The 23,643-nt window shown below is 70.7% G+C and carries 21 protein-coding genes, 1 tRNA gene and 1 pseudogene; 8 read left to right on the forward strand and 15 right to left on the reverse strand.

From position 1 onward, the window contains the following. Positions 1 to 9: 9 nt before the first annotated feature. Complete coding sequence (locus tag OG963_RS26845) at positions 10 to 453, reverse strand: GNAT family N-acetyltransferase (protein ID WP_030926769.1); 444 nt, start codon at positions 451 to 453, stop codon at positions 10 to 12. Positions 454 to 730: 277 nt separating this feature from the next. On the opposite strand from OG963_RS26845, the gene OG963_RS26850 reads away from it, so the two are divergent. Next, complete coding sequence (locus tag OG963_RS26850) at positions 731 to 1,516, forward strand: response regulator transcription factor (protein WP_093776486.1); 786 nt, start codon at positions 731 to 733, stop codon at positions 1,514 to 1,516. On the opposite strand, the gene OG963_RS26855 is transcribed toward OG963_RS26850, so the two are convergent. Further along, entirely contained in the window at positions 1,475 to 1,972 is a 498-nt protein-coding gene (locus OG963_RS26855) for a MarR family winged helix-turn-helix transcriptional regulator (protein ID WP_093776488.1), read from the reverse strand. The genes OG963_RS26850 and OG963_RS26855 overlap by 42 nt on opposite strands. Positions 1,973 to 2,060: 88 nt before the next feature. Here OG963_RS26855 and OG963_RS26860 point away from each other — a divergent pair, with 88 nt between their 5' ends. Both OG963_RS26860 and OG963_RS26865 read left to right on the forward strand, forming a co-directional pair. Beyond that, positions 2,061 to 2,858, forward strand: coding sequence for a trans-aconitate 2-methyltransferase (locus tag OG963_RS26860; RefSeq protein ID WP_319325222.1), 798 nt, complete (start codon positions 2,061 to 2,063; stop codon positions 2,856 to 2,858). After that, positions 2,858 to 3,223: a VOC family protein gene (locus tag OG963_RS26865; protein WP_030926778.1), complete on the forward strand. Its 366-nt coding sequence runs from the start codon at positions 2,858 to 2,860 to the stop codon at positions 3,221 to 3,223. Before OG963_RS26860 ends, OG963_RS26865 begins: the two co-directional genes overlap by 1 nt. A gap of 113 nt (positions 3,224 to 3,336) precedes the next feature. On the opposite strand, the gene OG963_RS26870 is transcribed toward OG963_RS26865, so the two are convergent. After that, complete coding sequence (locus OG963_RS26870) at positions 3,337 to 4,023, reverse strand: TetR/AcrR family transcriptional regulator (protein ID WP_093776492.1); 687 nt, start codon at positions 4,021 to 4,023, stop codon at positions 3,337 to 3,339. Continuing rightward, positions 4,020 to 5,021: a fatty acid desaturase gene (locus OG963_RS26875; RefSeq protein WP_093776494.1), complete on the reverse strand. Its 1,002-nt coding sequence runs from the start codon at positions 5,019 to 5,021 to the stop codon at positions 4,020 to 4,022. The genes OG963_RS26870 and OG963_RS26875 overlap by 4 nt, the downstream gene beginning before the upstream one ends. A gap of 275 nt (positions 5,022 to 5,296) precedes the next feature. Between OG963_RS26875 and ppc the strand changes: the two genes are divergently transcribed. Then, positions 5,297 to 8,026, forward strand: coding sequence for a phosphoenolpyruvate carboxylase (gene ppc / locus OG963_RS26880; protein ID WP_030926783.1), 2,730 nt, complete (start codon positions 5,297 to 5,299; stop codon positions 8,024 to 8,026). A 30-nt stretch (positions 8,027 to 8,056) separates the two neighbouring features. On the opposite strand, the gene OG963_RS26885 is transcribed toward ppc, so the two are convergent. From OG963_RS26885 to OG963_RS26915, 7 genes and pseudogenes are all read right to left on the reverse strand, one after another. Next, entirely contained in the window at positions 8,057 to 8,527 is a 471-nt protein-coding gene (locus OG963_RS26885) for a hypothetical protein (RefSeq protein ID WP_093776496.1), read from the reverse strand. 86 nt (positions 8,528 to 8,613) lie between these two features. Continuing rightward, positions 8,614 to 9,207 (reverse strand): aminoacyl-tRNA hydrolase, encoded by a 594-nt coding sequence (gene pth / locus OG963_RS26890; RefSeq protein WP_030926788.1) that lies wholly within the window; start codon positions 9,205 to 9,207, stop codon positions 8,614 to 8,616. 127 nt (positions 9,208 to 9,334) lie between these two features. Continuing rightward, the gene (locus OG963_RS26895; protein ID WP_030926790.1) at positions 9,335 to 9,922 is read right to left on the reverse strand and encodes a 50S ribosomal protein L25/general stress protein Ctc; all 588 of its coding nucleotides are present in this window, start codon (positions 9,920 to 9,922) and stop codon (positions 9,335 to 9,337) included. 182 nt (positions 9,923 to 10,104) lie between these two features. After that, complete coding sequence (locus OG963_RS26900) at positions 10,105 to 11,079, reverse strand: ribose-phosphate diphosphokinase (protein ID WP_030926792.1); 975 nt, start codon at positions 11,077 to 11,079, stop codon at positions 10,105 to 10,107. Between the two features lie 120 nt (positions 11,080 to 11,199). Beyond that, positions 11,200 to 12,648 carry a bifunctional UDP-N-acetylglucosamine diphosphorylase/glucosamine-1-phosphate N-acetyltransferase GlmU gene (glmU, locus tag OG963_RS26905; protein ID WP_030926794.1) on the reverse strand — a complete coding sequence of 483 codons (1,449 nt, stop codon included), beginning with the start codon at positions 12,646 to 12,648 and terminating at the stop codon, positions 11,200 to 11,202. A gap of 109 nt (positions 12,649 to 12,757) precedes the next feature. After that, a tRNA-Gln gene (locus OG963_RS26910) sits at positions 12,758 to 12,829 on the reverse strand. Positions 12,830 to 12,853: 24 nt separating this feature from the next. After that, positions 12,854 to 13,713: pseudogene (locus OG963_RS26915) on the reverse strand (hypothetical protein). A 155-nt stretch (positions 13,714 to 13,868) separates the two neighbouring features. Between OG963_RS26915 and OG963_RS26920 the strand changes: the two are divergent. Next, positions 13,869 to 15,182, forward strand: a complete 1,314-nt coding sequence (locus OG963_RS26920) for a sensor histidine kinase (RefSeq protein WP_030926798.1) — start codon at positions 13,869 to 13,871, stop codon at positions 15,180 to 15,182. Between the two features lie 70 nt (positions 15,183 to 15,252). Here OG963_RS26920 and OG963_RS26925 read toward each other — a convergent pair whose 3' ends face one another. Together OG963_RS26925 and OG963_RS26930 are read right to left on the reverse strand one after the other, a co-directional pair. Continuing rightward, positions 15,253 to 15,807 carry an SUKH-3 domain-containing protein gene (locus tag OG963_RS26925; protein ID WP_319739071.1) on the reverse strand — a complete coding sequence of 185 codons (555 nt, stop codon included), beginning with the start codon at positions 15,805 to 15,807 and terminating at the stop codon, positions 15,253 to 15,255. Positions 15,808 to 15,817: 10 nt separating this feature from the next. Beyond that, a complete protein-coding gene (locus OG963_RS26930) occupies positions 15,818 to 16,342 on the reverse strand; it encodes a YwqJ-related putative deaminase (RefSeq protein WP_030926803.1) in 525 nt (174 codons plus the stop codon). A 289-nt stretch (positions 16,343 to 16,631) separates the two neighbouring features. Here OG963_RS26930 and OG963_RS26935 point away from each other — a divergent pair, with 289 nt between their 5' ends. From OG963_RS26935 to OG963_RS26945, 3 genes are all read left to right on the forward strand, one after another. Continuing rightward, positions 16,632 to 17,609: an SMI1/KNR4 family protein gene (locus OG963_RS26935; protein ID WP_093776665.1), complete on the forward strand. Its 978-nt coding sequence runs from the start codon at positions 16,632 to 16,634 to the stop codon at positions 17,607 to 17,609. A gap of 5 nt (positions 17,610 to 17,614) precedes the next feature. Continuing rightward, on the forward strand, positions 17,615 to 20,221 hold the full coding sequence (locus OG963_RS26940) for an SUKH-4 family immunity protein (protein ID WP_371800324.1): 2,607 nt from the start codon (positions 17,615 to 17,617) through the stop codon (positions 20,219 to 20,221). A gap of 192 nt (positions 20,222 to 20,413) precedes the next feature. Then, positions 20,414 to 21,307 (forward strand): hypothetical protein, encoded by an 894-nt coding sequence (locus tag OG963_RS26945; protein ID WP_030926810.1) that lies wholly within the window; start codon positions 20,414 to 20,416, stop codon positions 21,305 to 21,307. Between the two features lie 129 nt (positions 21,308 to 21,436). Here the strand turns inward: OG963_RS26945 and OG963_RS26950 are convergent, their stop codons facing one another. Together OG963_RS26950 and OG963_RS26955 are read right to left on the reverse strand one after the other, a co-directional pair. Further along, positions 21,437 to 23,065: a cation acetate symporter gene (locus tag OG963_RS26950; RefSeq protein ID WP_093776504.1), complete on the reverse strand. Its 1,629-nt coding sequence runs from the start codon at positions 23,063 to 23,065 to the stop codon at positions 21,437 to 21,439. Continuing rightward, a complete protein-coding gene (locus OG963_RS26955) occupies positions 23,062 to 23,559 on the reverse strand; it encodes a DUF485 domain-containing protein (protein WP_030926814.1) in 498 nt (165 codons plus the stop codon). The genes OG963_RS26950 and OG963_RS26955 overlap by 4 nt, the downstream gene beginning before the upstream one ends. Between the last annotated feature and the right edge of the window lie 84 nt (positions 23,560 to 23,643).

The raw sequence follows: 23,643 nt of genomic DNA on the forward strand, positions 1-23,643 counted from the left end.
GCGTGTCGGTCAGCCGAAGGTCTTCGTCAGGATGAACTCGGTGACGCCGGGCGGGTAGTTCTCGACCTGCCCGATCACCTCGTACCCCCGCTTGCGGTAGAAGCCGGGGGCCTGGAACCCCCAGGTCTCCAGCCGGGAGCGGGTGCAGGCACGGTCCGTCACGGCCACCCGTTCGGCCTCGGCGAGCAGTTGCGAGCCGAGGCCGGAGCCGCGGTGCCGGTCGTCGACCCAGAGCAGATCCACATGGAGCCAGTACGCCCAGGTGCGTCCGGTCAGCCCGCCGGCCAGCCCGCCTCGGCCGTCCATCGCCCATACCTCCAGCGGGAGTTCGTGCTCGGCGGGCGTGGCGAGCAGGGCGCGTAGCTCCGGGGAGCGTTCCCTGTTGCTGCGGTGCAGCCGCTCACCCAGCAGAAGGCGACGATCTTTGTCTACTTCTGTCTCAAGAAGAAACATGAACCACACCCTAAACACCGAGGTCCATCAGTTCTGTCAATTGCCTTCCGCTCCGGGCCCCCAGTCGTACGCTGATGCACAGCACCGGTGGGGGCCGGTGCTGATTCAGGGGTACGAGGCAGTCGGGTACGACGCCCGTGGCGGGGTGGCAATCGGCACACGGCGGCGGCCGTAGGACTGAGGTTCACCCATCGCTCCGGGCGTCGTGCCCGCACCGGTCCGTCCCCGTCGGGGGGCCAGGGGGTGGCCCCGCACCAGACGCAGCATGGGGGTGCCTGTGGTTCGTATCCGGGTTCTGGTGGTGGACGACCACCGCATTTTCGCCGAGTCGCTCGCGGCGGCCCTCGCGGCCGAACCGGACGTCGACGTGGCGGCGGCGGGCAGTGGCCCCGCCGCGCTGCGATGTATGGAGCGGGCGGCCGCCGAAGGCCGTAGGTACGACGTGATACTCGTCGACGCCGAACTCGGCACCCTGTCGCCGGACGGTGGACGCATGGCCTCCGGCCCGGTCCCGGTCCCCGCACCGAACAGCGGCGAGAGCGCTCCGGTCGACGGACTCTCGCTGGTCGCCGGCGTCCGTTCGGGCCAGCCGTCCGCCCGTACGGTGGTGCTCGCCGAGAAGGACGACCCGCGCCGGGCCGCGCTCGCGCTGCAGGCCGGGGCGTCGGGCTGGGTCGCCAAGGACTGCTCGCTGCAACGGCTGCTCGCGGTCATCCGGGGCGTGCTCCGCGACGAGACGCATCTTCCTCCCGCGCTGCTCACCGGGGTGCTGCGGGAGCTGACGGCGGCGCGCAAGCACCGCACCGAGAGCGAGCGGCTGGTCGAGTCGCTGACCCCGCGCGAGCGCGAGGTGCTGCGCTGCATGGTCGCGGGGCTGGGCCGCAAGGCGGTGGCGGAACGGCTCTTCCTCTCACCGCACACGGTGCGTACGCATATGCAGAACGTGCTGGGGAAGCTGGGCGTGCACTCGACCCTGGCCGCCGTCGCACTGGCCCGCCGGGCGGGCGTCGGACCGGCCGAGCTACCCGGGGATGTTGTCGAACGGGGCGGTCAACTGGCGTAGCAGCGATGCCAGTTCACCACGCTGGTGGCGGGAGAGCTCGCTCAGGATGGCACGCTCCTGGGCGAGCAGGCCGGCCAGCGACTGGTCGGCCTTGTCGCGCCCCTCGGCGGTGAGCCGGACCAGCACGCCCCGCCGGTCGCTGGGGTCGGGGAGCCGCTCGACGAGGTTCTTCTTGGTCAGCCTGTCGATACGGTTGGTCATCGTGCCCGAAGTCACCAGCGTCTGCGTCAGCAGCTGGCCGGGGGAGAGCTGATACGGGGCACCTGCGCGCCGCAGCGACGTCAGTACGTCGAACTCCCACGGCTCAAGATTGTGTTCGGAGAACGCGATCCGGCGGGCCCGGTCGAGGTGGCGGGCGAGGCGCGAGACACGGCTGAGCACCTCGAGCGGTTCCACGTCGAGGTCGGGGCGCTCGCGGCGCCATGCAGCGACCAGACGGTCGACCTCGTCCTCCATGTGGATCAGTGTAAAGGGTCTGTCGACATGAAGTCTCTTGAATTCAAGTGTCTTGACATCAAGATACTTCGGTGGTGATCCTGGCTGCATGACGACACCCACCTGGGACCCCCAGCAGTACCTGCGCCACGCCGACCACCGGACCCGCCCGTTCCACGACCTCCTGGCCCGCATTCCCGAGCTGCCGGCCGCACCCGCACCCCGCATCGCGGACCTCGGCTGCGGAGCGGGCAACGTGACGGCCCTCCTCGCCGAGCGCTGGCCCGAGGCCCGCATCACGGGCTACGACAACTCCCCCCAGATGCTGGAACAGGCCCGCGCCCACGCCACCCCCTTCCTGGACTTCGCCGAGGCGGACGCCACCACCTGGACGCCGGCCGAACCGTACGACCTGATCGTCTCCAACGCCCTGCTCCAGTGGGTCCCCGGCCACGCCGACCGCTTCCCGGCCTGGCTGGACGCCATCACCCCCGGCGGTACGTTCGCCTTCCAGGTCCCCGGCAACTTCGACCAGCCCACGCACGTCCTGATGCGCGAACTGGCCGACTCCCCACGCTGGCGCTCCCGGCTGACCGGCATCCTGCGCCACGCCGACGCCGTCCTGACCCCCACCGGATACCTGGACGCGATCACCGCCCCCGGCGTCACGGCGGACGTCTGGGAGACCACCTACCTCCATCTGCTCCAGGGTGAGGACGCCGCCCTGGACTGGGTCAAGGGCACCGGTCTGCGCCCGGTCCTGACGGCGCTCGCGGACGACCCGCAGGCCAAGGACGCCTTCCTGGCCGAATACCGCGACGCGCTGCGCACCGCCTACCCGAAGGGCCCGCACGGCACCGTCTTCCCGTTCCGCCGCATCTTCGCCGTGGCCCACAAGGAGAAGTGATGATCGCCGCGATGGACCACGTCCAACTGGCCGCCCCGGCAGGCTCGGAGGACGCGTTGCGCGCCTTCTACGTGGACGCCCTCGGTATGACGGAGATCCCCAAGCCACCGGTCCTCGCAGCCCGCGGCGGCTGCTGGTTCCGGACGGGCCCCGTCCAGCTTCACCTGGGCATCGAAGCCGAGTTCCGTCCGGCGAAGAAGGCCCACCCGGGGCTGCGGGTCTCGGACATCGAGGCGTTCGCGGCGCGGCTGGAGGCGCACGGCGCACCGGTGCGGTGGGACGGCGACCTGCCGGGACACCGCCGGTTCTTCAGCCACGACCCGGTCGGCAACCGGCTGGAGTTCCTGGAACCGGTGGACGGCTGAGTGCCGGAACCGGTTCGGCGCGGGACGCCGTGAACGGCCGGCGGGCCCACCCCTGACGACAGGGCGGGCCCGCTCACACACCGTGTCGGCGCGCCGGTTCCTCCGGTGGCCGGTCAGTTCTTCCGGTGGCCGATCAGCCGCGGCCTCGACTCCAGATTCTCCAGGCCGTGCCAGGCCAGGTTCACCAGATGCGCCGCGACCTCCGCCTTCTTCGGCTTGCGTACGTTCAGCCACCACTGGCCCGTCAGCGCCACCATGCCGACCAGCGCCTGCGCGTACAGCGGGGCCAGCTTCGGGTCGAAGCCCCGGGCCTTGAACTCCAGGCCCAGGATGTCCTCCACCTGGGTGGCGATATCGCTGATCAGCGACGCGAAGGTGCCCGTCGACTGGGCGACGGGGGAGTCGCGGACCAGGATGCGGAAGCCGTCCGTGTACGTCTCGATGTAGTCGAGCAGTGCGAACGCGGCCTGTTCCAGGAGCTCGCGAGGGTGCCCTGCCGTCAGGGCGCTGGTCACCATGTCGAGGAGCTGGCGCATCTCACGGTCCACCACGACGGCGTACAGGCCCTCCTTGCCGCCGAAGTGTTCGTAGACCACCGGCTTGGAGACACCGGCCCGGGCCGCGATCTCCTCGACCGAGGTGCCTTCGAATCCCTTGTCGGCGAAGAGGATGCGGCCGATGTCCAGCAGCTGTTCGCGGCGCTCCTTGCCCGTCATCCTCACGCGGCGGGTCCGCCGGGTGGAGGAGGGACGGTTCTTCTCGCTGCTCGTGCTGCCGTCGGTCGCCACGTGGTCAATCATGCCGCGTCGGCGCGCGCGGACTCGCGCCGGGAGTCGATACGCCGGGAGTCGATCCGGGACGCGTCCGGCCAGCGCACGTCGTACGCCCAGCCGAGCTTCTCGAACCAGCGGATCAGCCGGGCGCTGGAGTCGACCTGCCCCTTCATGACCCCGTGCCGGGCGCTCGTCGGGTCCGCGTGGTGCAGGTTGTGCCAGGACTCGCCGCAGGACAGGACCGCCAGCCACCACACATTGCCGGACCGGTCGCGGGACTTGAAGGGACGCTTGCCGACCGCGTGGCAGATGGAGTTGATCGACCACGTGACGTGGTGCAGGAGAGCCACCCGTACGAGAGAGCCCCAGAAGAACGCCGTCGCCGCACCCCACCACGACATCGTCACCAGACCGCCGACCAGTGGCGGGATCGCCAGCGAGACGATCGTGAACGTGAGGAAGTGGCGGGAGATCCCGCGCAGCGCCGGGTCCTTGACCAGGTCCGGGGCGTACTTGTGCTGCGGCGTCTGCTCCTCGTCGAACATCCAGCCGATGTGCGCCCACCACAGCCCCTTCATCAGGGCCGGCAGCGTCTCGCCGAACCGCCACGGCGAATGCGGGTCGCCCTCGGCGTCGGAGAAGCGGTGGTGCTTGCGGTGGTCGGCCACCCAGCGCACCAGCGGGCCCTCCACGGCGAGGGACCCGGCGACGGCCAGGGCGATCCGGAGCGGGCGTTTCGCCTTGAAGGAACCGTGGGTGAAGTAGCGGTGGAAACCGATCGTGATGCCATGGACGCCGGTGAAGTACATGGCGACCAGCAGACCCAGATCGAGCCAGCTCACACCGCGGCCCCAGGCCAGCGGAACCGCCGCGACCAGCGCCACGAACGGCACCACGATGAAGAGCAGCAGCGCGATCTGCTCGATCGAACGCTTGTTGTCGCCGCCGAGCGTGGCGGAGGGGGGAACCGGACCGTCGGCCGCCGGTGTCCGGGCGTCGTCGATCACGTCGGGGGTGGTGTTCATGGGGAGCCCCTGGAGGGTGAGGAGTACGACGGATAGCTCTGGCTACGCATCCGTAACCTACGGCTTCGTAAGTATGGCAGCGCCGAGGCCCGCAGCACGAGAGCTGCGGGCCTCCGCCATGAAGGGGAACGGTGGTCGGGCCGACAGCAGCGCCGACGGCGCGGACACCTATCCTGGGAGAGTCGGACAGCGCGGTCCGCACTCTGCTTTCCCGGGGCCTGTGCCGGCCGCCGGCCCCGGATCCGGTGCTCAACCACTGCAAGGAGCCGCACACTGTGAGCAGTGCCGACCAGACCCCCGCCGCCAACGCCGAGCTGCGCGCCGACATCCGCCGCCTCGGCGACCTGCTGGGCGAGACCCTCGTACGCCAGGAGGGCCAGGAACTCCTCGACCTCGTCGAGCGTGTCCGCGCCCTGACCCGTACCGACGGCGAGGCCGCCGCCGAACTCCTCGGCGACACGGACCTGGAGACCGCCGCACAGCTCGTGCGCGCCTTCTCCACCTACTTCCACCTGGCCAACGTGACCGAGCAGGTCCACCGCGCCCACGAGATGCGCGACCGGCGCGCCGCCGAGGGCGGGCTGCTGGCCCGCACCGCCGACCGGCTGAAGGACGCGGACCCCGAGCACCTGCGCCAGACCGTCAAGAACCTCAACGTACGGCCCGTCTTCACCGCGCACCCCACCGAGGCCGCGCGGCGCTCCGTACTGAACAAGCTCCGCCGCATCGCCGAGCTGCTCGACACCCCCGTCATCGAGGCCGACCGGCGCCGGCACGACCTGCGGCTCGCCGAGAACATCGACCTCATCTGGCAGACCGACGAACTGCGCGTGGTCCGCCCCGAGCCGGCCGACGAGGCCCGCAACGCCATCTACTACCTCGACGAACTGCACGCCAACGCCGTCGGGGACGTGCTCGAGGACCTCGCGGCCGAGCTGGAGCGGGTCGGCGTCGAGCTGCCCGCCGGCACCCGCCCGCTGACCTTCGGCACCTGGATCGGCGGCGACCGCGACGGCAACCCCAACGTGACGCCCGCCGTCACCTGGGACGTACTGATCCTCCAGCACGAACACGGCATCACCGACGCGCTGGAACTCGTCGACTACCTGCGCGGTCAGCTCTCCAACTCGATCCGCTACACCGGCGCCACCGACGAGCTGCTGACCTCCCTGCAGGCCGACCTGGAACGCCTCCCCGAGATCAGCCCGCGCTACAAGCGGCTGAACGCCGAGGAGCCGTACCGCCTCAAGGCCACCTGCATCCGGCAGAAGCTCGTCAACACCCGCGAGCGCCTCGCCGGCAACACCCCGCACCGCCCCGGCTGCGACTACCTCGGCACCGCCGAACTCCTCGCCGACCTGGAACTCATCCAGACCTCCCTGCGCGAGCACCGCGGCGGTCTCTTCGCCGACGGGCGGATGGACCGCACCATCCGCACCCTCTCCGCATTCGGCCTGCAGCTCGCCACCATGGACGTACGCGAACACGCCGACGCCCACCACCACACCCTCGGCCAGCTCTTCGACCGGCTCGGCGAGGAATCCTGGCGCTACGCCGACATGCCGCGCGACTACCGGCAGAAGCTCCTCGCCAAGGAGCTCCGCTCACGCCGCCCGCTCGCCCCGACCCCGGCCCCGCTGGACGCCGCGGGCGAGAAGACCCTCGGCGTCTTCCACACCATCAAGGAAGCCTTCGAGCGATTCGGCCCCGAGGTCATCGAGTCGTACATCATCTCGATGTGCCAGGGCGCCGACGACGTCTTCGCCGCCGCTGTACTCGCCCGCGAGGCCGGACTGCTCGACCTGCACGGCGGCTGGGCCAAGATCGGCATCGTGCCGCTCCTGGAGACCACCGACGAGCTGCGCGCCGCCGACGTGATCCTCGACGAAATGCTCGCCGACCCGTCCTACCGGCGGCTCGTCTCCCTCCGCGGCGACGTCCAGGAGGTCATGCTCGGATACTCCGACTCCTCCAAGTTCGGCGGCATCACCACCTCCCAGTGGGAGATCCACCGCGCGCAGCGCCGGCTTCGCGACGTCGCCCACCGCTACGGCGTACGGCTGCGGCTCTTCCACGGCCGCGGCGGCACCGTCGGCCGTGGCGGCGGCCCCTCGCACGACGCGATCCTCGCGCAGCCGTGGGGCACGCTGGAGGGCGAGATCAAGGTGACCGAGCAGGGCGAGGTCATCTCCGACAAGTACCTCATCCCCGCGCTCGCACGGGAGAACCTGGAGCTGACCGTCGCGGCCACCCTCCAGGCGTCCGCGCTGCACACCGCGCCCCGCCAGTCCGACGAGGCCCTCGCACGCTGGGACGCGGCGATGGACACCGTCTCCGACGCCGCGCACGACGCGTACCGCAAGCTGGTCGAGGACCCCGACCTGCCCGCGTACTTCTTCGCATCCACCCCCGTCGACCAGCTCGCCGAACTCCACCTCGGCTCGCGCCCCTCGCGCCGCCCGGACTCCGGCGCCGGACTCGACGGCCTGCGGGCCATCCCGTGGGTCTTCGGCTGGACCCAGTCCCGGCAGATCGTACCCGGCTGGTACGGCGTCGGCTCCGGGCTCAAGGCACTGCGCGAAGCCGGCCTGGACCCCGTCCTGGAAGAGATGCACGAGCAGTGGCACTTCTTCCGGAACTTCCTCTCGAACGTGGAGATGACGCTCGCCAAGACCGACCTGCGGATCGCCCGCCACTACGTCGACACGCTCGTCCCCGACGAGCTGAAGCACGTCTTCGCCGACATCGAGGCCGAGCACGCGCTCACGGTCAAGGAGGTCCTGAAGGTCACCGGCGGGACCGAACTGCTCGGCACCAGCCCGGTGCTCCAGCAGACCTTCGCCATCCGCGACGCCTACCTGGACCCGATCTCCTACCTCCAGGTCTCGCTCCTGGCCCGCCAGCGCGCGGCCGCGGAGCGCGGCGAGGAAGCCGACCCGCTGCTCGCCCGGGCCCTGCTGCTCACCGTGAACGGTGTCGCCGCGGGCCTGCGTAACACCGGCTGACCCGCCCGGCAGTGCGTGGGCGCGGTTCTGTCACAGGGCGATGAACGTCGCCACCAGCAGAGCCGCGCCCACGATCCCGGTGGACCAGGCGGTCCGGGTCAGCCGCAGACCACCACCGATGACCAGGGCGGCCAGCAGCAGCGCACCGCCCAGCGGCGTCCAGGCATGCAGAAAACCCGGAAGCCCCGTGCGTACGACAACGTCCGTGCCGGGCTTCACGACGACCGGGAACCTGCCGCCCTTCCGCACCGCGACGGACTTCTCCGCCGAAACGCGCGGGCGGGCGGTGGCGCCGTCGGCCGGAGCGAACGGACCCGTACAGACATCGGCACCGCAGCCGGTCACGGTCATGGTGCCGTGCTCACGGCCCTTGGCGAGGACGATGTGCTGCGCCGAGTCCCAGGACGACACGACGCCCGCGACGAGCAGCAACAGCGCGATACCGCCCATGGCCGCGCTGCGGCCGTACAGGAGGGCGCGGTGGGAGGGGCTCCGCTTCATGGGGAGCGATCCTTGGCCAAGCTGACGCTTTCGGTCAACTCAGAGTCAGCCCATGGCCATAAAAGACCCCGAATTGCACGGCTAACTCACGAGTTGTACGCGCTCTGCGCGCGCTCCAGCCCCTCCGCGAGCAGGCACTCCACCGAGTCCGCCGCCCGGTCCACCAGATAACCGAGCTCCTTGCGCTCGGTGGACGAGAAGTCCTTCAGCACGAAGTCCGCAACCTGCATCCGGCCCGGCGGCCGGCCGATCCCGAACCGGATCCGGTGATAGTCGGAGCCCATCGACTTCGTCATCGACTTCAGCCCGTTGTGCCCGTTGTCGCCGCCGCCCAGCTTCAGCCGCAGCATCCCGTAGTCGATGTCCAGCTCGTCATGGATCGCCACGATGTGGTCGGTCGGCACCTTGTAGAAATCGCGCAGCGCCGTGACGGGGCCACCGGAAAGATTCATGTACGACATCGGCTTGGCCAGGATCACACGGCGGTTCGCCGGTCCGGGCGAGCCGATCCGGCCCTCGACGACCTGCGCCTGGGCCTTCTGCGCCCGCTTGAACTTCCCGCCGATCCGCTCAGCGAGAAGGTCGGCGACCATGAAGCCGACATTGTGCCGGTTCGCCGCGTACTCGGGACCGGGATTGCCGAGGCCCACGATGAGCCAGGGGTCGGTGGCTTCGGACATCTGCGCTCGGTCTCCTTCGCGTACGGATGGTTCCGGATGGCCCGGATACAGGCGGACGGGGCGGCGGGTCCCCGAAGAAGGAACCGCCGCCCCGTCAGTGAAGCAGGTGAAGCGTGGAAGGCGAGGCTCAGGCCTCGGTGCCCTCGGCCTCGGCCGCCTCGGCAGCCGGCTCCTCGGCCTGCGCGGAGACGACCTGCAGGACGACGGCGTCCTCTTCGCCGGCCAGCACGGAGCCGGAGGGCAGCGGGATGTCCTTGGCGAGGATGGAGTCACCGGCGTCGAGGCCCGCGACGGAGACCGTGACCGACTCGGGGATGTGGGTGGCCTCGGCCTCGACGAGCAGGGTGTTCTGCACGTACTCGAGGAGGTTGCCGCCCGGGGCCAGCTCGCCCTCGACGTGCACGGCGATCTCGACGTTGACCTTCTCGCCGCGCTTGACGGTCAGCAGGTCGACGTGCTCGATGTCGCCCTTGAGCGGGTTGCGCTGCACGGCCTTCGGGATGACCAGGGCGTTCTTGCCGTCGATCTCAAGACCGATGAGAACGTTCGGGGTACGCAGCGCAAGCAGCAGCTCGTGGGCCGGCAGCGTGATGTGGACCGGCTCGGCGCCGTGGCCGTAGACGACCGCGGGGACCTGGTTGTCACGACGGGCGCGGCGGGCGGCACCCTTGCCGAACTCGGAACGGGGCTGGGTGGCGAGCTTGATCTCGGCCATGACTGCACTCCTCGTGGGGTGACGAAAACTGGATGGTCACCCGGCCCACGACAGGCCTGCTACGAAGAGCGCGTCGATAACGGACCGCCGTACCCATGAGTACGGCCTCCCTCGCCGAGCAACTCGCTGAGTCTACCCGGCGGGGAGGCCGCACCCAAAGTGGATCTTTTCCGCAGTGCTGCTTACTGCTCCTCGAAGAGGCTCGTCACCGAACCGTCCTCGAAGACCTCACGCACCGCACGCGCGATCGTCGGCGCGATCGAGAGCACCGTGATCTTGTCGAGCTCCAGCTCGCCCGGGGTCGGCAGTGTGTCCGTGAAGACGAACTCGCTGACCTTCGAGTTCTTCAGCCGGTCCGCAGCCGGGCCGGAGAGCACACCGTGCGTCGCCGTCACTATGACGTCCTCGGCGCCGTGCGCGAACAGCGCGTCGGCGGCGGCACAGATGGTGCCACCGGTGTCGATCATGTCGTCGACCAGGACACAGACCCGGCCCTTGACGTTACCGACGACCTCGTGGACCGTCACCTGGTTCGCGACGTCCTTGTCACGGCGTTTGTGGACGATCGCCAGCGGGGCGTCCAGACGGTCGCACCAGCGGTCGGCGACCCGCACACGGCCGGCGTCCGGGGAGACGATCGTCAGCTTCGTCCGGTCGACCTTGGCACCGACGTAGTCGGCGAGGATCGGCAGCGCGAAGAGGTGGTCCACCGGGCCGTCGAAGAAGCCCTGGATCTGGTCGGTGTGCAGGTCGACGGTGAGGATGCGGTCGGCACCCGCCGTCTTCATCAGGTCGGCGACCAGACGGGCCGAGATCGGCTCGCGGCCACGGTGCTTCTTGTCCTGACGGGCGTAACCGTAGAACGGCACGATCACCGTGATCGAACGGGCCGACGCGCGCTTCAGCGCGTCCAGCATGATCAGCTGCTCCATGATCCACTTGTTGATCGGGGCCGTGTGGCTCTGGATCAGGAAGCAGTCGGCGCCGCGTGCGGACTCCTGGAAGCGGACGTAGATCTCACCGTTGGCGAAATCGAAGGCCTTCGTCGGCACGAGGCCGACACCCAGTTGGTGCGCAACCTCCTCGGCCAGCTCGGGGTGGGCGCGGCCGGAGAAGAGCATCAGTTTCTTCTCGCCGGTCGTCTTGATCCCGGTCACAGCACAGTCTCCTCAGACGTGTTCCTGGCGCTGCACGCATGTGTCCCGATGTGCAACGAGCCAGCCGAAATGGGGTGAGCATCTATCACGGTACGCCGTGCGCGGCGCACCCGTTTCCGGTCAGCTTTCGCTGTCGGCCTCCTGTGCAGCGGCCTGAGCCGCCTGTGCGGCAGCGCTGCCCGGACGCTTACGGGCCACCCAACCCGCGATATTCCTTTGCTGGCCGCGGGCGACGGCCAGCGAACCGGGCGGCACGTCCTTGGTGATCACCGAGCCGGCGGCGGTGTACACACCGTCCCCGATCGTGACGGGTGCCACAAACATATTGTCCGAACCGGTCCGGCAATGTGAGCCGATCGTCGTGTGGTGCTTCGCCACACCGTCGTAGTTCACGAAGACGCTCGCGGCACCGATGTTGGTGTGATCGCCGATCGTCGCGTCGCCGACATAGCTCAGGTGCGGCACCTTCGTGCCCTCGCCGATCGTGGCGTTCTTCATCTCCACGTACGTACCGGCCTTGGCCTTCGCGCCGAGGCTGGTGCCGGGGCGCAGATACGCGTACGGGCCGACCGTCGAGCCCGGGCCGATCTCCGCCCGGTCCGCCACCGAGTTGTCGACGCGCGCGCCCGCGTGGACGGTGGTGTCCGTCAACCGGGTGTTCGGGCCGACCTCGGCGTCCTCGGCGAGGTGCGTGGTACCGAGCAGCTGCGTACCGGGGTGCACGATCGCGTCCGGCTCGTACGTCACCGTGGCGTCGATCACTGTCGTCGCCGGGTCCACGACGGTCACGCCGGCCAGCATCGCCCGCTCCAGCAGCCGCTGGTTCAGCAGGGTGCGGGCCTGGGCGAGCTGCACCCGGTTGTTGATCCCGAGGATCTCGCGGTGGTCGGCCGCGACCGAGGCGCCGACGCGGTGCCCGGCCTCGCGCAGGATGGACAGCACATCGGTGAGGTACTCCTCGCCCTGGCTGTTGTCGGTACGGACCTTGCCGAGGGCGTCAGCGAGCAGTCGCCCGTCGAACGCGAAGACACCGGAGTTGATCTCACGGATCGCGCGCTGGGCGTCGGTGGCGTCCTTGTGCTCGACGATCTCGGTGACCGCCCCGCTGGCGGCGTCCCGGAGGATCCGCCCGTAGCCCGTGGCGTCCGGGACCTCGGCGGTCAGCACCGTGACGGCGTTGCCGTCGGCCGAGTGGGTGGCGGCGAGCGCGCCGAGCGTCTCGCCGGCGAGCAGCGGGGTGTCGCCGCAGACGACGATCACGGTGCCCTCGACGGCGCCGCCGAGCTCTTCGAGACCGACGCGCACGGCGTGGCCGGTGCCGCCCTGGACGGCCTGGTAGGCGGTCCGCACCTGGCTGTCGACGGTGGCGAGATGTGCGGTGACCTGCTCGCTCGCATGGCCCACGACCACGACGAGATGCTCGGGGGCCAGCTCGCGGGCGGCGGTGACGACATGTCCGACGAGCGAGCGCCCGGAGATCTCGTGCAGAACCTTGGGAGTCTTCGACTTCATGCGGGTGCCCTCACCCGCTGCGAGGACGACGACGGCTGCCGGGCTGTTGACGCTCACAGATATGCCCCTCGGCTTCGGGTGGTGGACATCCGAAGGATACCGGGGGCGTACGGGGCGGACATGAGTGCGGGCCCCGACCGGTGAGGTCGGGGCCCGCACATGAAAGCTCCCCCGCCAGGACTCGAACCCGGACAAATAGCACCAAAAGCTACTGTGCTGCCAATTACACCACGGGGGAATAAACCGAACCAACCGGACATTTTCATCTCGCCGTTGGATCAGCACCCAACACTATGCCGTACCAGGCCCCCTCTACGCGACGGTAGATGTCGGCACTCTTGGCCACGTAGATGATCAGGCACCCTCGGTAGCTCTCCGTGGTGTTCCTGCGGATGGTCTTCGGATTGTGCTTCTTCAGGGTCGTCCTCCTGAGTTCGGAAACGGGGATCCCTGCCAGCTGCGCCCAGAACCTCTCCGCTCCGGGGACGTCCGCCGACTCGTGGATGCTCACTCGCATGTGCCTCCGTTCGTGCGTGACTCCCAGTAGATCGAGCCAGCGCAGGTACAGCGTGATCACGTTCGGGTCGCTGTTGATGAACTGGAGGCTTTCTCGTCGGCTGTACGCCTTGTCCTTGGAGCCCTCGGCCCAGTAGAGAGTCACACCGGCAAGGAAGAGCTCCCGGTCCGACAGGTCGCCCACGGCCTCGCGTGCGAGACGCTTGGTCTCCTCCCGCTCCTTCTCCCGTGAGGCGTGCAGGCCGGCCAGGCCGGCGTTCATGAGCGCAAGGCGTTCCGTGGGCGAGTAGCGAGGGTCTGGCCTGGGCAGATCCCGCACCCACAGCGAGATCGAGCTCTTGGAGCACCCCAGTTCCGCCTGGATCTGGTCGTAGGTCATGCCCTGCTGCCTCAGCTCTCGCGCCCTGTCCCGCAGGTCGTCCTTGGCGTTCGGCCGTTTCGTCCATTCCGGGGCGGGCTCGCCTTTCACGAGGCGGTTCAGGATCTCGTTGTTGTGGACATGGAGCCGATCACGTATCTGGCGAGGCTGAGTCCTTCGCGCCGCATGGCGACCGCCTGCTCGCGGAGGGCCTCGTAATCGGCGTACTTGCTGGTGATCTCCGTCATGCGACAAGCGTTGTCCGGAATGCGAACGTCCAGGTCGAAAGGTTGGTCGATTCGCTATTTCAGGCGGTTGTCGACCGTTTCGCCGGTGTCCGCGCCCGGCGCGTGCTGTCCAGGTCGCCCGAAAATGAGATGCGCCCGCCCGTAGGCTGGATGCCATGACCGCAACGGGGGAACACCGGGAAGGCGCGGGATCGACCACTCGCGGATATTGGTGGTGGGAACGACGGCGCAGCATCGCGCTGGACGTGGTGCTGGCGCTCCTGTCCGCGCTGGAATGTGCGTTGGAAGGGGTGAAGTTCGCGGGGGACGCCGGGCTGCCGGTGCCGCTCGGGGTCGTCTTCGGGCTGCTCGCGGGATCCGTGCTGCTGGTGCGGCGACGCTGGCCGATCGCCGTGGTGCTGGTTTCGATCGCGACGACGCCCGCCGAGATGGGCTTCCTTATGGGCCTGGTCGGCCTCTACACACTGGCCGCGTCCGACATACCGCGCAGGATCACCGCGGTGCTGATGGGGATGTCCCTGGTCGGGACGTTCATCGTCACCTACGTGCGGCTGCGGCAGAGCGTCTCGGTGCACGCCGGGAACTTCGGTCCCGGCGACTGGTACGTACCGGTGCTTTCCCTCTTCATGTCGCTGGGGCTGACGGCTCCACCCGTGCTGTTCGGCCTTTACATAGGGGCGCGGCGCCGGCTGATGGAGAGCTTGCGGGAGCGGGCGGACTCGTTGGAGCGGGAACTGTCGCTGCTTGCCGACCGGGCGGAGGAGCGGGCCGAGTGGGCGCGTACGGAGGAGCGGACCCGGATCGCGCGGGAGATGCATGACGTGGTGGCGCACCGGGTCAGCCTGATGGTGGTGCATGCCGCGGCCCTGCAGGCCGTCGCCCCGAAGGACCCGGCGAAGGCGGTGCGGAACGCGGCGCTGGTCGGTGACATGGGCCGGCAGGCGCTGACCGAGCTGCGGGAGATGCTGGGCGTGCTGCGTACGGGTGATCCGATGACGGCCCGGGTCGCGAAGGTGCCGCTGGCCGCGGTGGGTCAGGCAGCGGCCGCGGCTGCTGCGGCCGCGGAGGACGGGCCTCGGCTGCATGAGGTGGAGGCGCTGGTCGGGCAGTCCCGGGCGGCCGGGATGACGGTGGAGCTGTCGGTGGACGGCGAGGCCCGTCCGTATGCCCCCGTGGTGGAACAGACGGCGTACCGGGTGGTGCAGGAAGCCCTGACGAATGTCCACAAGCATGCGGCGGGTGCGAAGACGTGGGTGCGGCTGGCGCACCGCGGTTCGGAGGTCGCGATGCAGGTCGAGAACGGTCCGACGGACGGGGTGACGGCGGACGCGGGGTTGCCGAGCGGTGGCAACGGTCTGGTGGGGATGCGGGAGCGGGTGCTCGGTCTGGGGGGCGTGTTCGTGTCGGGGCCGACGGATGCCGGGGGCTTCCGGGTTTCGGCGGTGCTGCCGGACCAGCGCGCCGTGTGACTCGACGGGCTCGGTTCTTCGGCCTCGCCTGTTGTCGATCGCGGGGCGGGGCTGATCGTGCGGAAGCCCTTCAGCCCGATGTCAGCCGCTCCGGCTGGATCCCCCCGACGAGCATGGCCAGCGCCTGGTCGATGCTCGCACCCAGGTACCAGTCCCCGGTGTGGTCGATGCTGTACACCCGTCCTTCGGTGTCGATCGCGAGGACGGCCTGCCCGTCGTCCTCCTCGCCGAGCGGGCTGACCTCGGTCTCCAGCGCCCGCCCCAGGTCGCCGAGTGTGCGGGCCAGGTGGAGTCCGCTCAGCGGGTCGATGCGCACCGCGGCCGGTGCGATCTGCCGGCCCGGCGCGGACGCGGTGATGTGCAGTCCGCCGAATTCCGCCCATGCCTCCACGGCCGCCGGGAAGACCGCGTGCTGATGCCCGGCGGGTGAGGTGTGGGCGCGCAGTGCGTCGGCCCATTCCTCCGCCTGCCGGATGTCCCAGCGGCCCGGCTGCCAGCCGGCGGAGCGCAGGGCGGCGTCGACGGCGACGGGGAAGCGGGGGGCGGCGGCGCGGTCCGCGTGGGCCGTACGGTCGGCCTGTCCGGGAAGGTCGGGCACGGGGTGGTCGTCGGTTCGGTCGTGCATCGGCGCGCGATCAGCCCTTCTCGGCGGTGGTCGCCGCGCTGGTGGTGGTGAGGTCGACGGGACGTACGCCGAAGTGGGCGAGCATCGCCGTGCAGGAGCGGCAGGGCGGTGCGTAACTGCCGTGCAGGGGGTCGCCGTCCTCACGGATCCGCCGCGCGGTGAGCCGTGAGTGCTTCAGTGCGCGCCGGGCCTCGCTGCTGGTCAGCGGCTTGCGTTGGGCGCGTTTTGATCGGTCGGCCTCGGTGGCGGTGAGTTGACGGGAGAGCAGTATCGCTTCGGGGCAGCGGCCGGTGAAGCGTTCGCGCTGGCCGCTGGTGAGGGTGTCGAGGAAGTCCTGCACCAGCGGGTGCAGTACGGGTGGTTGGTCGCCTTTGCCGGCTGTGCAGGTCAGTGTCTCGCCGCGGACGGACAGCGCTGCGGCCACGGCCGGCAGGATGCCGTCGCGGCGGTGGAGCAGACGAGGTGTGCGGCTGGTCTCGGTGCTGCTCCAGCTGAGGCGCGGATCCCCGGATGTGACTGGTTGTGCTGTGTGCATGGTGCGGATGTCCCTCCCGTGCAATCCCCCGAGTTGCGGTGACAGCCTGCCAAATGTGCCAGGTGCTGGGGAAGCTGGGTCGGTGAAACGTGTCTGCGTGTCGCGGAAGGTGGCCTGACCGTCGCTCGTCCGTCACTCAGTTGTGACGGTTCGTGATCGAAGCGGAGGGTGAGGCGGGGGTGAAGTGGAGTGGCGAGACCGCCTGTTGCCTCACCGCATAGGCTGTGCCTGGACCGTCCCCATGGGCAGGTCGGTCCTCATCAGACAGACGCAGCAGGGGGCAACCGCCATGACGACAGGTCGGCTCGGGCAGCAAGCCGCGCCACCGAACGCGGCCTACGCCGGGCAGGTCGTGCACTTCCCGGATCCGGTCCGGGCGTCCCGCCACCCCAGGGGTGTGCGCGTGGACGAGAACGGCTGCCCGGTATTCACGCCGTACGCACGGGCCGCCGCCGAGATCGCGGAGCCTCCGCAGGGCTTCGGCGTCGATGAGCTGAGGCTCACCGACTACGTCTCGGCGAACGCCGCGTCGGCGGCGACCGGCCATGAGCTGTGGGACACGATTCCGGCGGTTGCCACTCCGCACGGCTGGACCTGGCACCACGTGCCGGGCGGCCGTCGGATGGAGCTCGTTCCGGTCGAGGTCAAGGCGCTGTTGAGGCACCACGGTGGTCTCGCCACCACTCCGGTCGACCAGAACAAGCGGGGCACGCGTCCGCTGCAGGAGACCCGGCCCGCGCATTTCCGTCTCCCGAAGGGGGCGGTGGCGGTCAGCGAGCAGCAGATCCTGGGCGTCGAGGAGGACCTCGGTTACCGGCTGCCGGGTGCGTACCGCTCGTTCCTGAAGGCGGCGGGCGGTTCGGCTCCGGTGGGTGCGGCGCTCGACGCGGAGCTGGGTCTCCTGGTCGACCAGCCGTTCTTCACGGTGCGCGAGGAGGCCGGCGTGAACGACCTGGTGTACGTCAACAAGTGTCTGCGGGACCATCTCACCAAGGACTACCTGGGTGTCGGCTTCGTCCAGGGCGGCATCCTCGCGGTGAAGGTCCGGGGCGAGGGTGTCGGATCGGTCTGGTTCTGCGCGTACGACGATGCCAGGGACCGGGACGGCTGGAGTGTGCAGGAGCGCGTGGACCGGCTGCTGCTGCCCTGCGGTGCGGACTTCGACGCCTTCCTGCAGCGATTGGCGGGCAATCCACCGGAGCTGGAGACCGTGGCGAACCTGATGGTGGACGGCGGCTTCGCGTACGCCGTCCCGGTGGAGGGGTGAGCGCGATGGTGACCTTCGCGCAGGCGCAGGAGCGCGCGGAAGAGTGGGTCAACGGTGAGGTGCCCGCGTATCAGCATCGTGAGGTGCGGGTCCGCGAGTTCGAGCTGGGCTTCGTGGTGTGGGCCGAGGACCGTGCGGAGGGTCCGGTCTCGGACGGCGGCCGTCAGCGGTTGGTGATCGCCCGGGACAGCGGTGAGGCCACGCTGTGGCCCGGGCTGCCGGTGGGTGAGGTGATCCGGCGGTACGAGGAGGAGTACGGCGCACCCGACGCGGCCCCGGCCGCTCCGGAGCCGCCGCAGCGCATCGATCTGAATCAGACGTCGTTCCTGCTGAGCCCCCCGGAGTGGCTTCAGGAGGCGGCGGACAAGCTCGGGATTCCGGACCAGCGGGCGGAGCGGTCCGGGGACGCGCGTTCTGCCGCTCCCTCCGCTCCTTCCCCTTCTTCTGCTGCTCCCGAGGCCGCGGGCGGGTCCGGGCTGCCGTCCGGCGGGTCGCCGTGGTCCGGTGCCGGTGCGCAGGCCGCGTACGAGCCCACCGCTCAGGACGGCGTTCCGGCCGCCGCGCCGAATGCGCCGACGGGGGCCGCCCCGTGGGCCGGGACCGACACCAACGCGGATTCCGACGACGGGGCGGTCGCACTGCCGGCCACCGTGTTCGCGCCGCCGCTCTCGGGTGCCGATGACGATGACACCCCGCCGCCGGCGGCGTCGGCGGAGGCGCCGACCGCGCTGATGTCCGGTGGCAGCGGGCTGCCGCGTACGGCGGTCGCTCCGGGGCTGAACCCGCAGGGGCCGAGCGCGCCCGGCCCTGGATCTCCGGTCCCTGGCGTTCCGGGGAGTGGTGACATCGCGGACGCGGCGACCAGTAAGGCCGTGATGCCTCCGCGCGGTGCGCGCGGGGGCGGTTCGACGACTCCGCCGCCGCCCGGCGCACCCGGTACGCCGGGTGTCAGGCCGGGTGCGCCGGTGCCGCCGCCCTCGGGCCCGGGTACGCCCGGCGTTCCGGCGGGCGGTTACCTGCCGACGCAGCTCGTCCCGCAGACGGGCCCGCCCGGCGCGCCCCAGCCTCCCGGTCCGCCCGGTCCGCCGGCGCCTCCCGGTCCTCCTGGTTCGACGCCGCCGCCCGGCGGTGGCTTCGACCACGCCGCGACCATGCTGGCCGACCCGGGCGGCATGGGTGGCCCGACCGCGCCTCGGCCGCCGGGGCCGCCCGGTGCGCCCGGCACGCCTGGTGCGCCGCAGCCTCCTGGTCCGCCGGCGCCTCCCGGTCCTCCTGGTTCGACGCCGCCGCCCGGTGGCGGGGTGCATCAGGCCGAGACGATGTTCGCCGACCCGGGCGGCATGGGTGGCCCGACCGCGCCTCGGCCGCCGGGGCCGCCCGGTGCGCCCGGCACGCCTGGTGCGCCGCAGCCTCCTGGTCCGCCCGCGCCTCCTGGTTCGACGCCGCCGCCCGGTGGCGGCGCGCACCATGCCGCCACGATGCTCGCGGGCCCCGGACAGGCCGGGCCGTCCGCGCCGCAGCCGCCGGGTCCGCCCGGAGCTCCCGGTATGCCTCCGGGTGGCGCCCCCGGTCCCGTACCGCCGAATCCGCACACCCCGCCGCCCCCGGCGTACGGCTATCCGCAGGCGCCCGCCGGTCAGCCGACCGTCGGCCCCGGCTACCAGGCGGTCCTGCGTTTCCGCGCGCCCGACGGCAGCGAGCAGCAGCTGATCCGCCGCTCGGCGCCCGGCACCCCGCACCCCGAGTGGCAGATGCTGCACGAGCTGCGGGCCATGAACGTGCCGCCGCAGCAGGTCATCGAGCTGCACACCGAGCTGGAGTCGTGCGAGCTGCCCGGTGGCTACTGTGCGCGCATGATCCGGGAGACCTGGCCGCAGGTGCGGATCACCAGCGTCGCCCCGTACGGCACTGATCACGCCAGCCGTCAGCAGGGCATGCAGCATCTGCTCACGCACCAGGGCGAGTTGCACCAGGTCGCGGACGGTCCGGCGCGTCCGGCTCCGGTACGGGCCCCGCTGCCGCAGATGCCGCCCGCGATGCCGATCCCGCCGGAGGCCATCGCGGAGGAGCTGCTGCAGTCCTTCGGGCCGCAGGGCGTGCTCCGTTTCGACCAGCGCGCGGTGTCCCGTCAGGGGGTGCCCGAGGTCGTGGCGCGGACGCTGGTGTGGGCGGGGCTGCCCGCCGACTTCGGGCCGTTCTTCTGGGCGCAGCCGGGTCAGCCGGTGGTGCCGACGCTGGCTGAGCTGGCCGCGCAGCGGCAGGTGCAGCCGGCCGCCGACGCGGGGGCGTACCTCGTCATGGGGTCCGACTTCGGGCGGGCGATCTGCGTTCAGTACGGCACGGCGAACATCGTCGCCGTGCCGGTCGAGGCCGGTCCGGGCGGGCAGCCGGTACCGCCGCAGTTCGTGAACACGGGGCTGCCGGAGTTCATCCGTTCGATGGCACTCCTGGGCCGGATGTGGCGGCTCCGCTTCGGCCTCAACCCGGAGCAGGCGGGCCGCTGGACAGTCGATTTCCAGGCGCAGCTGGTGGCGCTGGACGCGGCGGCGCTGGCGTCGCCGGAGAGCTGGTGGTCGGTGCTGCTCGAGCAGATGTGGGACGGGCTGATCTGACCTGATCCGACCTGCCGCGTACGAGGCGCCCGGACTCCGAAAGGGGTCCGGGCGCCTCTGCGTCTGTGATCGACCGTCTTGTGACACCCGTCGCTTCCGTCCGAAAAGTACCGAAACGATTCCGACTTCTCTGCCAATTGCCGCATCCTTGACGTATTGCTTGGTGTTCGGAGAGTCGGAGAAAGGCTTCAGATGAGTGCTGCACCGGTGTCCGCGCACGGCTTCGTCGTGATGCGCGGGCGTGGCTACCGCCCGGAGCAGGTGGACGGGACGGTGACCGCCCTGTCGACGGCGCGGGACGATGCCTGGGAGCTGCTGGCCCGGCTGACCGCGCTGGCCGAGGAGCTGGAGGGCGAGTCCGCCCGGCTTGCCGAGGTCGTTGCCACGCTCGCCCCGCAGACGTACGTCTCGCTCGGCGAGCGGGCGCAGGAGATGCTGGCGCTCGCCGAGGCCGAGGCGGAGGCCGTGCGCGGTGCCGCGCTGGAGGAGGCGCAGGCGCTGCGGGACGCGGCGGACGCGGCGGCTCGCGCGTTCCGCAGCACGGCCCGCGCGGACTCCGACGCCATGCGGGCGGCCGCCGGGGCGCACGCCGACGAGACGGTGTCCACGGCGCAGCGGAGCGCCGACGACATGCTTGCCGCGGCTCTCGAGGACGCCGGAGAAGTACGCGACGAGGCGCAGGCCGCGGTGGCCGAGACGCGCCGCCGCACGGCGGCCGTGCTGGCGAACCAGGAGCAGGAGCACACCGAACGGTGGAAGGCGGCCGAGCGGGAGCTGGCCGAGGCCGAAGCGGCGCAGGCCGCGCACCACGATGCGCTGACCGAGCAGGCGGAGATTCGGCTGGCCGAGGCGCGGCGGGCGCTGGCCGAGGAGCAGGAGGCCGCGCGGCACGGCCAGGAGGACGCGGAGGCGCGGGCCGCAGAGTTGATCGCGGAGGCGCGGGTGCGCGAGGAGCGGCTGGTCCGGGAGACGGAGCGGATCCTGCGGGAGCACGAAGAGGGCCGCGAGGAGGTCCAGGCGCACATGGCGCACGTACGGAACTCGCTCGCGGCTCTCACCGGGCGTGGGGCCACGGCGGAGGGCTGAGCGTCGCGGCACCGGGCGCGGCGGGACCGAGTGTCGTAGGACGGGGCGCGGCAGGACCGAGCGTCGTAGGACCGGGCGCCGCGGGACCGGCGCACCTGTTCAGTGCCCTTGAGCGGGTGCGGCCCGGTCCTACCCCGCCCGACGCGGCGTTGCCGGGGGTGCGCCCGCCAGGATCCACGGCTCCTCGGCCTCGTACAGCCTGCGTTCCTCGGCGGCCGTGCGCCCGCCGAACACCGTTCCCAGCCAGCCCGCCAGGAAACCGACCGGGATCGACACGAGCCCCGTCGTGGTGAACGGGAACCAGTTGAAGTCGCGTCCGGGAAAGACCGACCCGGGCGAGCCCGAGACCAGATTCGTGCCGGTGATCAGCACCAGCACGGCAACGGTGCCGCCGATGAGGGTGGACAGCAGCCCCGTGCGGGTGAAGCGCCGCCAGAACATGCTGTAGACCAGCGCCGGGGCCAGTGCGGACGCCCCGATGCAGAAGGAGAGTGTCACCAGCGCCTGGACGTTCCAGTGCCGGGCCAGCACGGCGAGCGTGATGGCGACCAGGCCGACACCGACCGCCGCTGCCTGCGCCGTGCCCATCTCGATGCGGTCCTCGACCGGCTCCTTGGCGCGGTTGCGGATCCCGTGCAGCCCGTGGGCGAACAGGTCGTGGGCGAGAGAGTTCGCGCAGGCCAGGATCATTCCGGCGACCGAGGCGAGCAGCGTCAGGAAGATGGCTGTCGTCATCATGGTGACAACCAGCGCACCGAGCTCACCGCTGCCCGCGACCACGCCACTGACCTGCAGGATCGAACCGTTTCCCTGCGCTCCGGCAGCCACGATGAGGTTGTGGCCGACCAGTGCCGCCGCACCGAAGCCGATCACGGTGAGCAGCAGGCAGAGACCCACGACCACCGAGACCGCCCAGGAGAGTGAGCGGCGGACGGCCTGTGCGCTGCGGCCGCTCGACATGCGCATGGTGATGTGCGGCAGACAGGCGGCGCCGAGCACCACGGTCAGTTCGGAGCTGACCATGTCGAGCCCGTTGCCGCCGAACTGCAGGCCGGAACGGAGGTACGCCGCCCCGGCGCCGCTGCCCTGCTGGGCGGCTGCGAGCAGGGCGGTGGTGGACCAGTCGAAGCGGTTCATGACCAGTACGGAGATCGTGAGGCAGGCCGCCACGAGGACGACCGTCTTGACGATCTGGATCAGGGCGGTGCCCTTCATCCCGCCGATCGCCGCGTAGCTGATCATCACGATGCCGAGGACGATGATCGAGCCGGTACGGAATCCGGAGCTGTCGAAGCCGAGGATGAACGCGAGCAGATCGCCACTGCCCGCCAGCTGCACGACCATCATCGGTACGAGCGCTGCCAGGGTGACTCCGCAGGCGGCGATGCGGACCGCGCGTCCGGGGGCGCGGCGGGTGAGCATGTCGCCCATGGTGAACCGGCCTGCGTTGCGCAGCGGTTCGGCCAGCAGGAACATCAGCAGGACCAGGGAGAGCGCGGTGCTCAGCGCGACGACGAGCCCGTCGTAGCCGGTGAGGGCGATGATTCCGGTGGTGCTGAGGAGCGTCGCGGCGGACAGGTAGTCGCCGGCGATCGCGAGGCCGTTGCGCACGGGGGAGAGCGAGCGGTAGCCGGTGTAGAACTCGTCGAGGTCGTCGCGGTCCGGGCCGGTCATCACGCAGAGCAGCAGGGTGACGGTGGCCACGGCGATGAACGCCACCAGGGACATCGTCTGGGCGGACTCGTCGAATCCGTTCATCGGGTCCCTCCTGTTCTGCGGAGTTCGGCGGCGAGCGGGTCGACGGTGCGCCGGGCGGTCCGCTCGTAGAGGGCGATCGCGAGCAGGGTCACCGGGAGTTGGCACAGACCGAGTGCGAGGCCGGTGGTGAGGCCGCCGCCGAGGGGGTGGGTCATCAGCCCCGGAGCGAAGGCGGACAGCAGCAGGAAGAGCGTGAAGAAGCCGAGTGCGGTCAGCGTCGCTCCGCGCCGCAGGATGCGGTAGGCGGCGCGCAGTCTGCGCAGATCACTGTGGTGGCCGGGCGCGGGGACGGGCGTGGTGGGCGGGCTCGGCCAGCGAGGTGGGGGTGCGGGTGTGGAGCTCTGCCAGGGGAGGAGGAACGCGGGGTCGTGCGGAGGCTCGTACCGGGGCCGGTGGGTCGGCTGCGGCCGTTGGTGGCGCGGTTGGTACGGGGGCCGGTGCGGCGGTCGAGGAGGCTGGTGCTCAGGGGAGGGCTGTGCAGGTTCGTACGACATCTGGATGCTGCTCCTTGCACGGCTTCGGGCCCGGGGACGGGCTGCAAGGGAGAAGCGCGGCTGCGCTGCTGGATGCGCGTACGT

Origin of the sequence: Streptomyces sp. NBC_01707 (assembly GCF_041438805.1) — a bacterium.
Classification (GTDB): Bacteria; Actinomycetota; Actinomycetes; order Streptomycetales; family Streptomycetaceae; genus Streptomyces.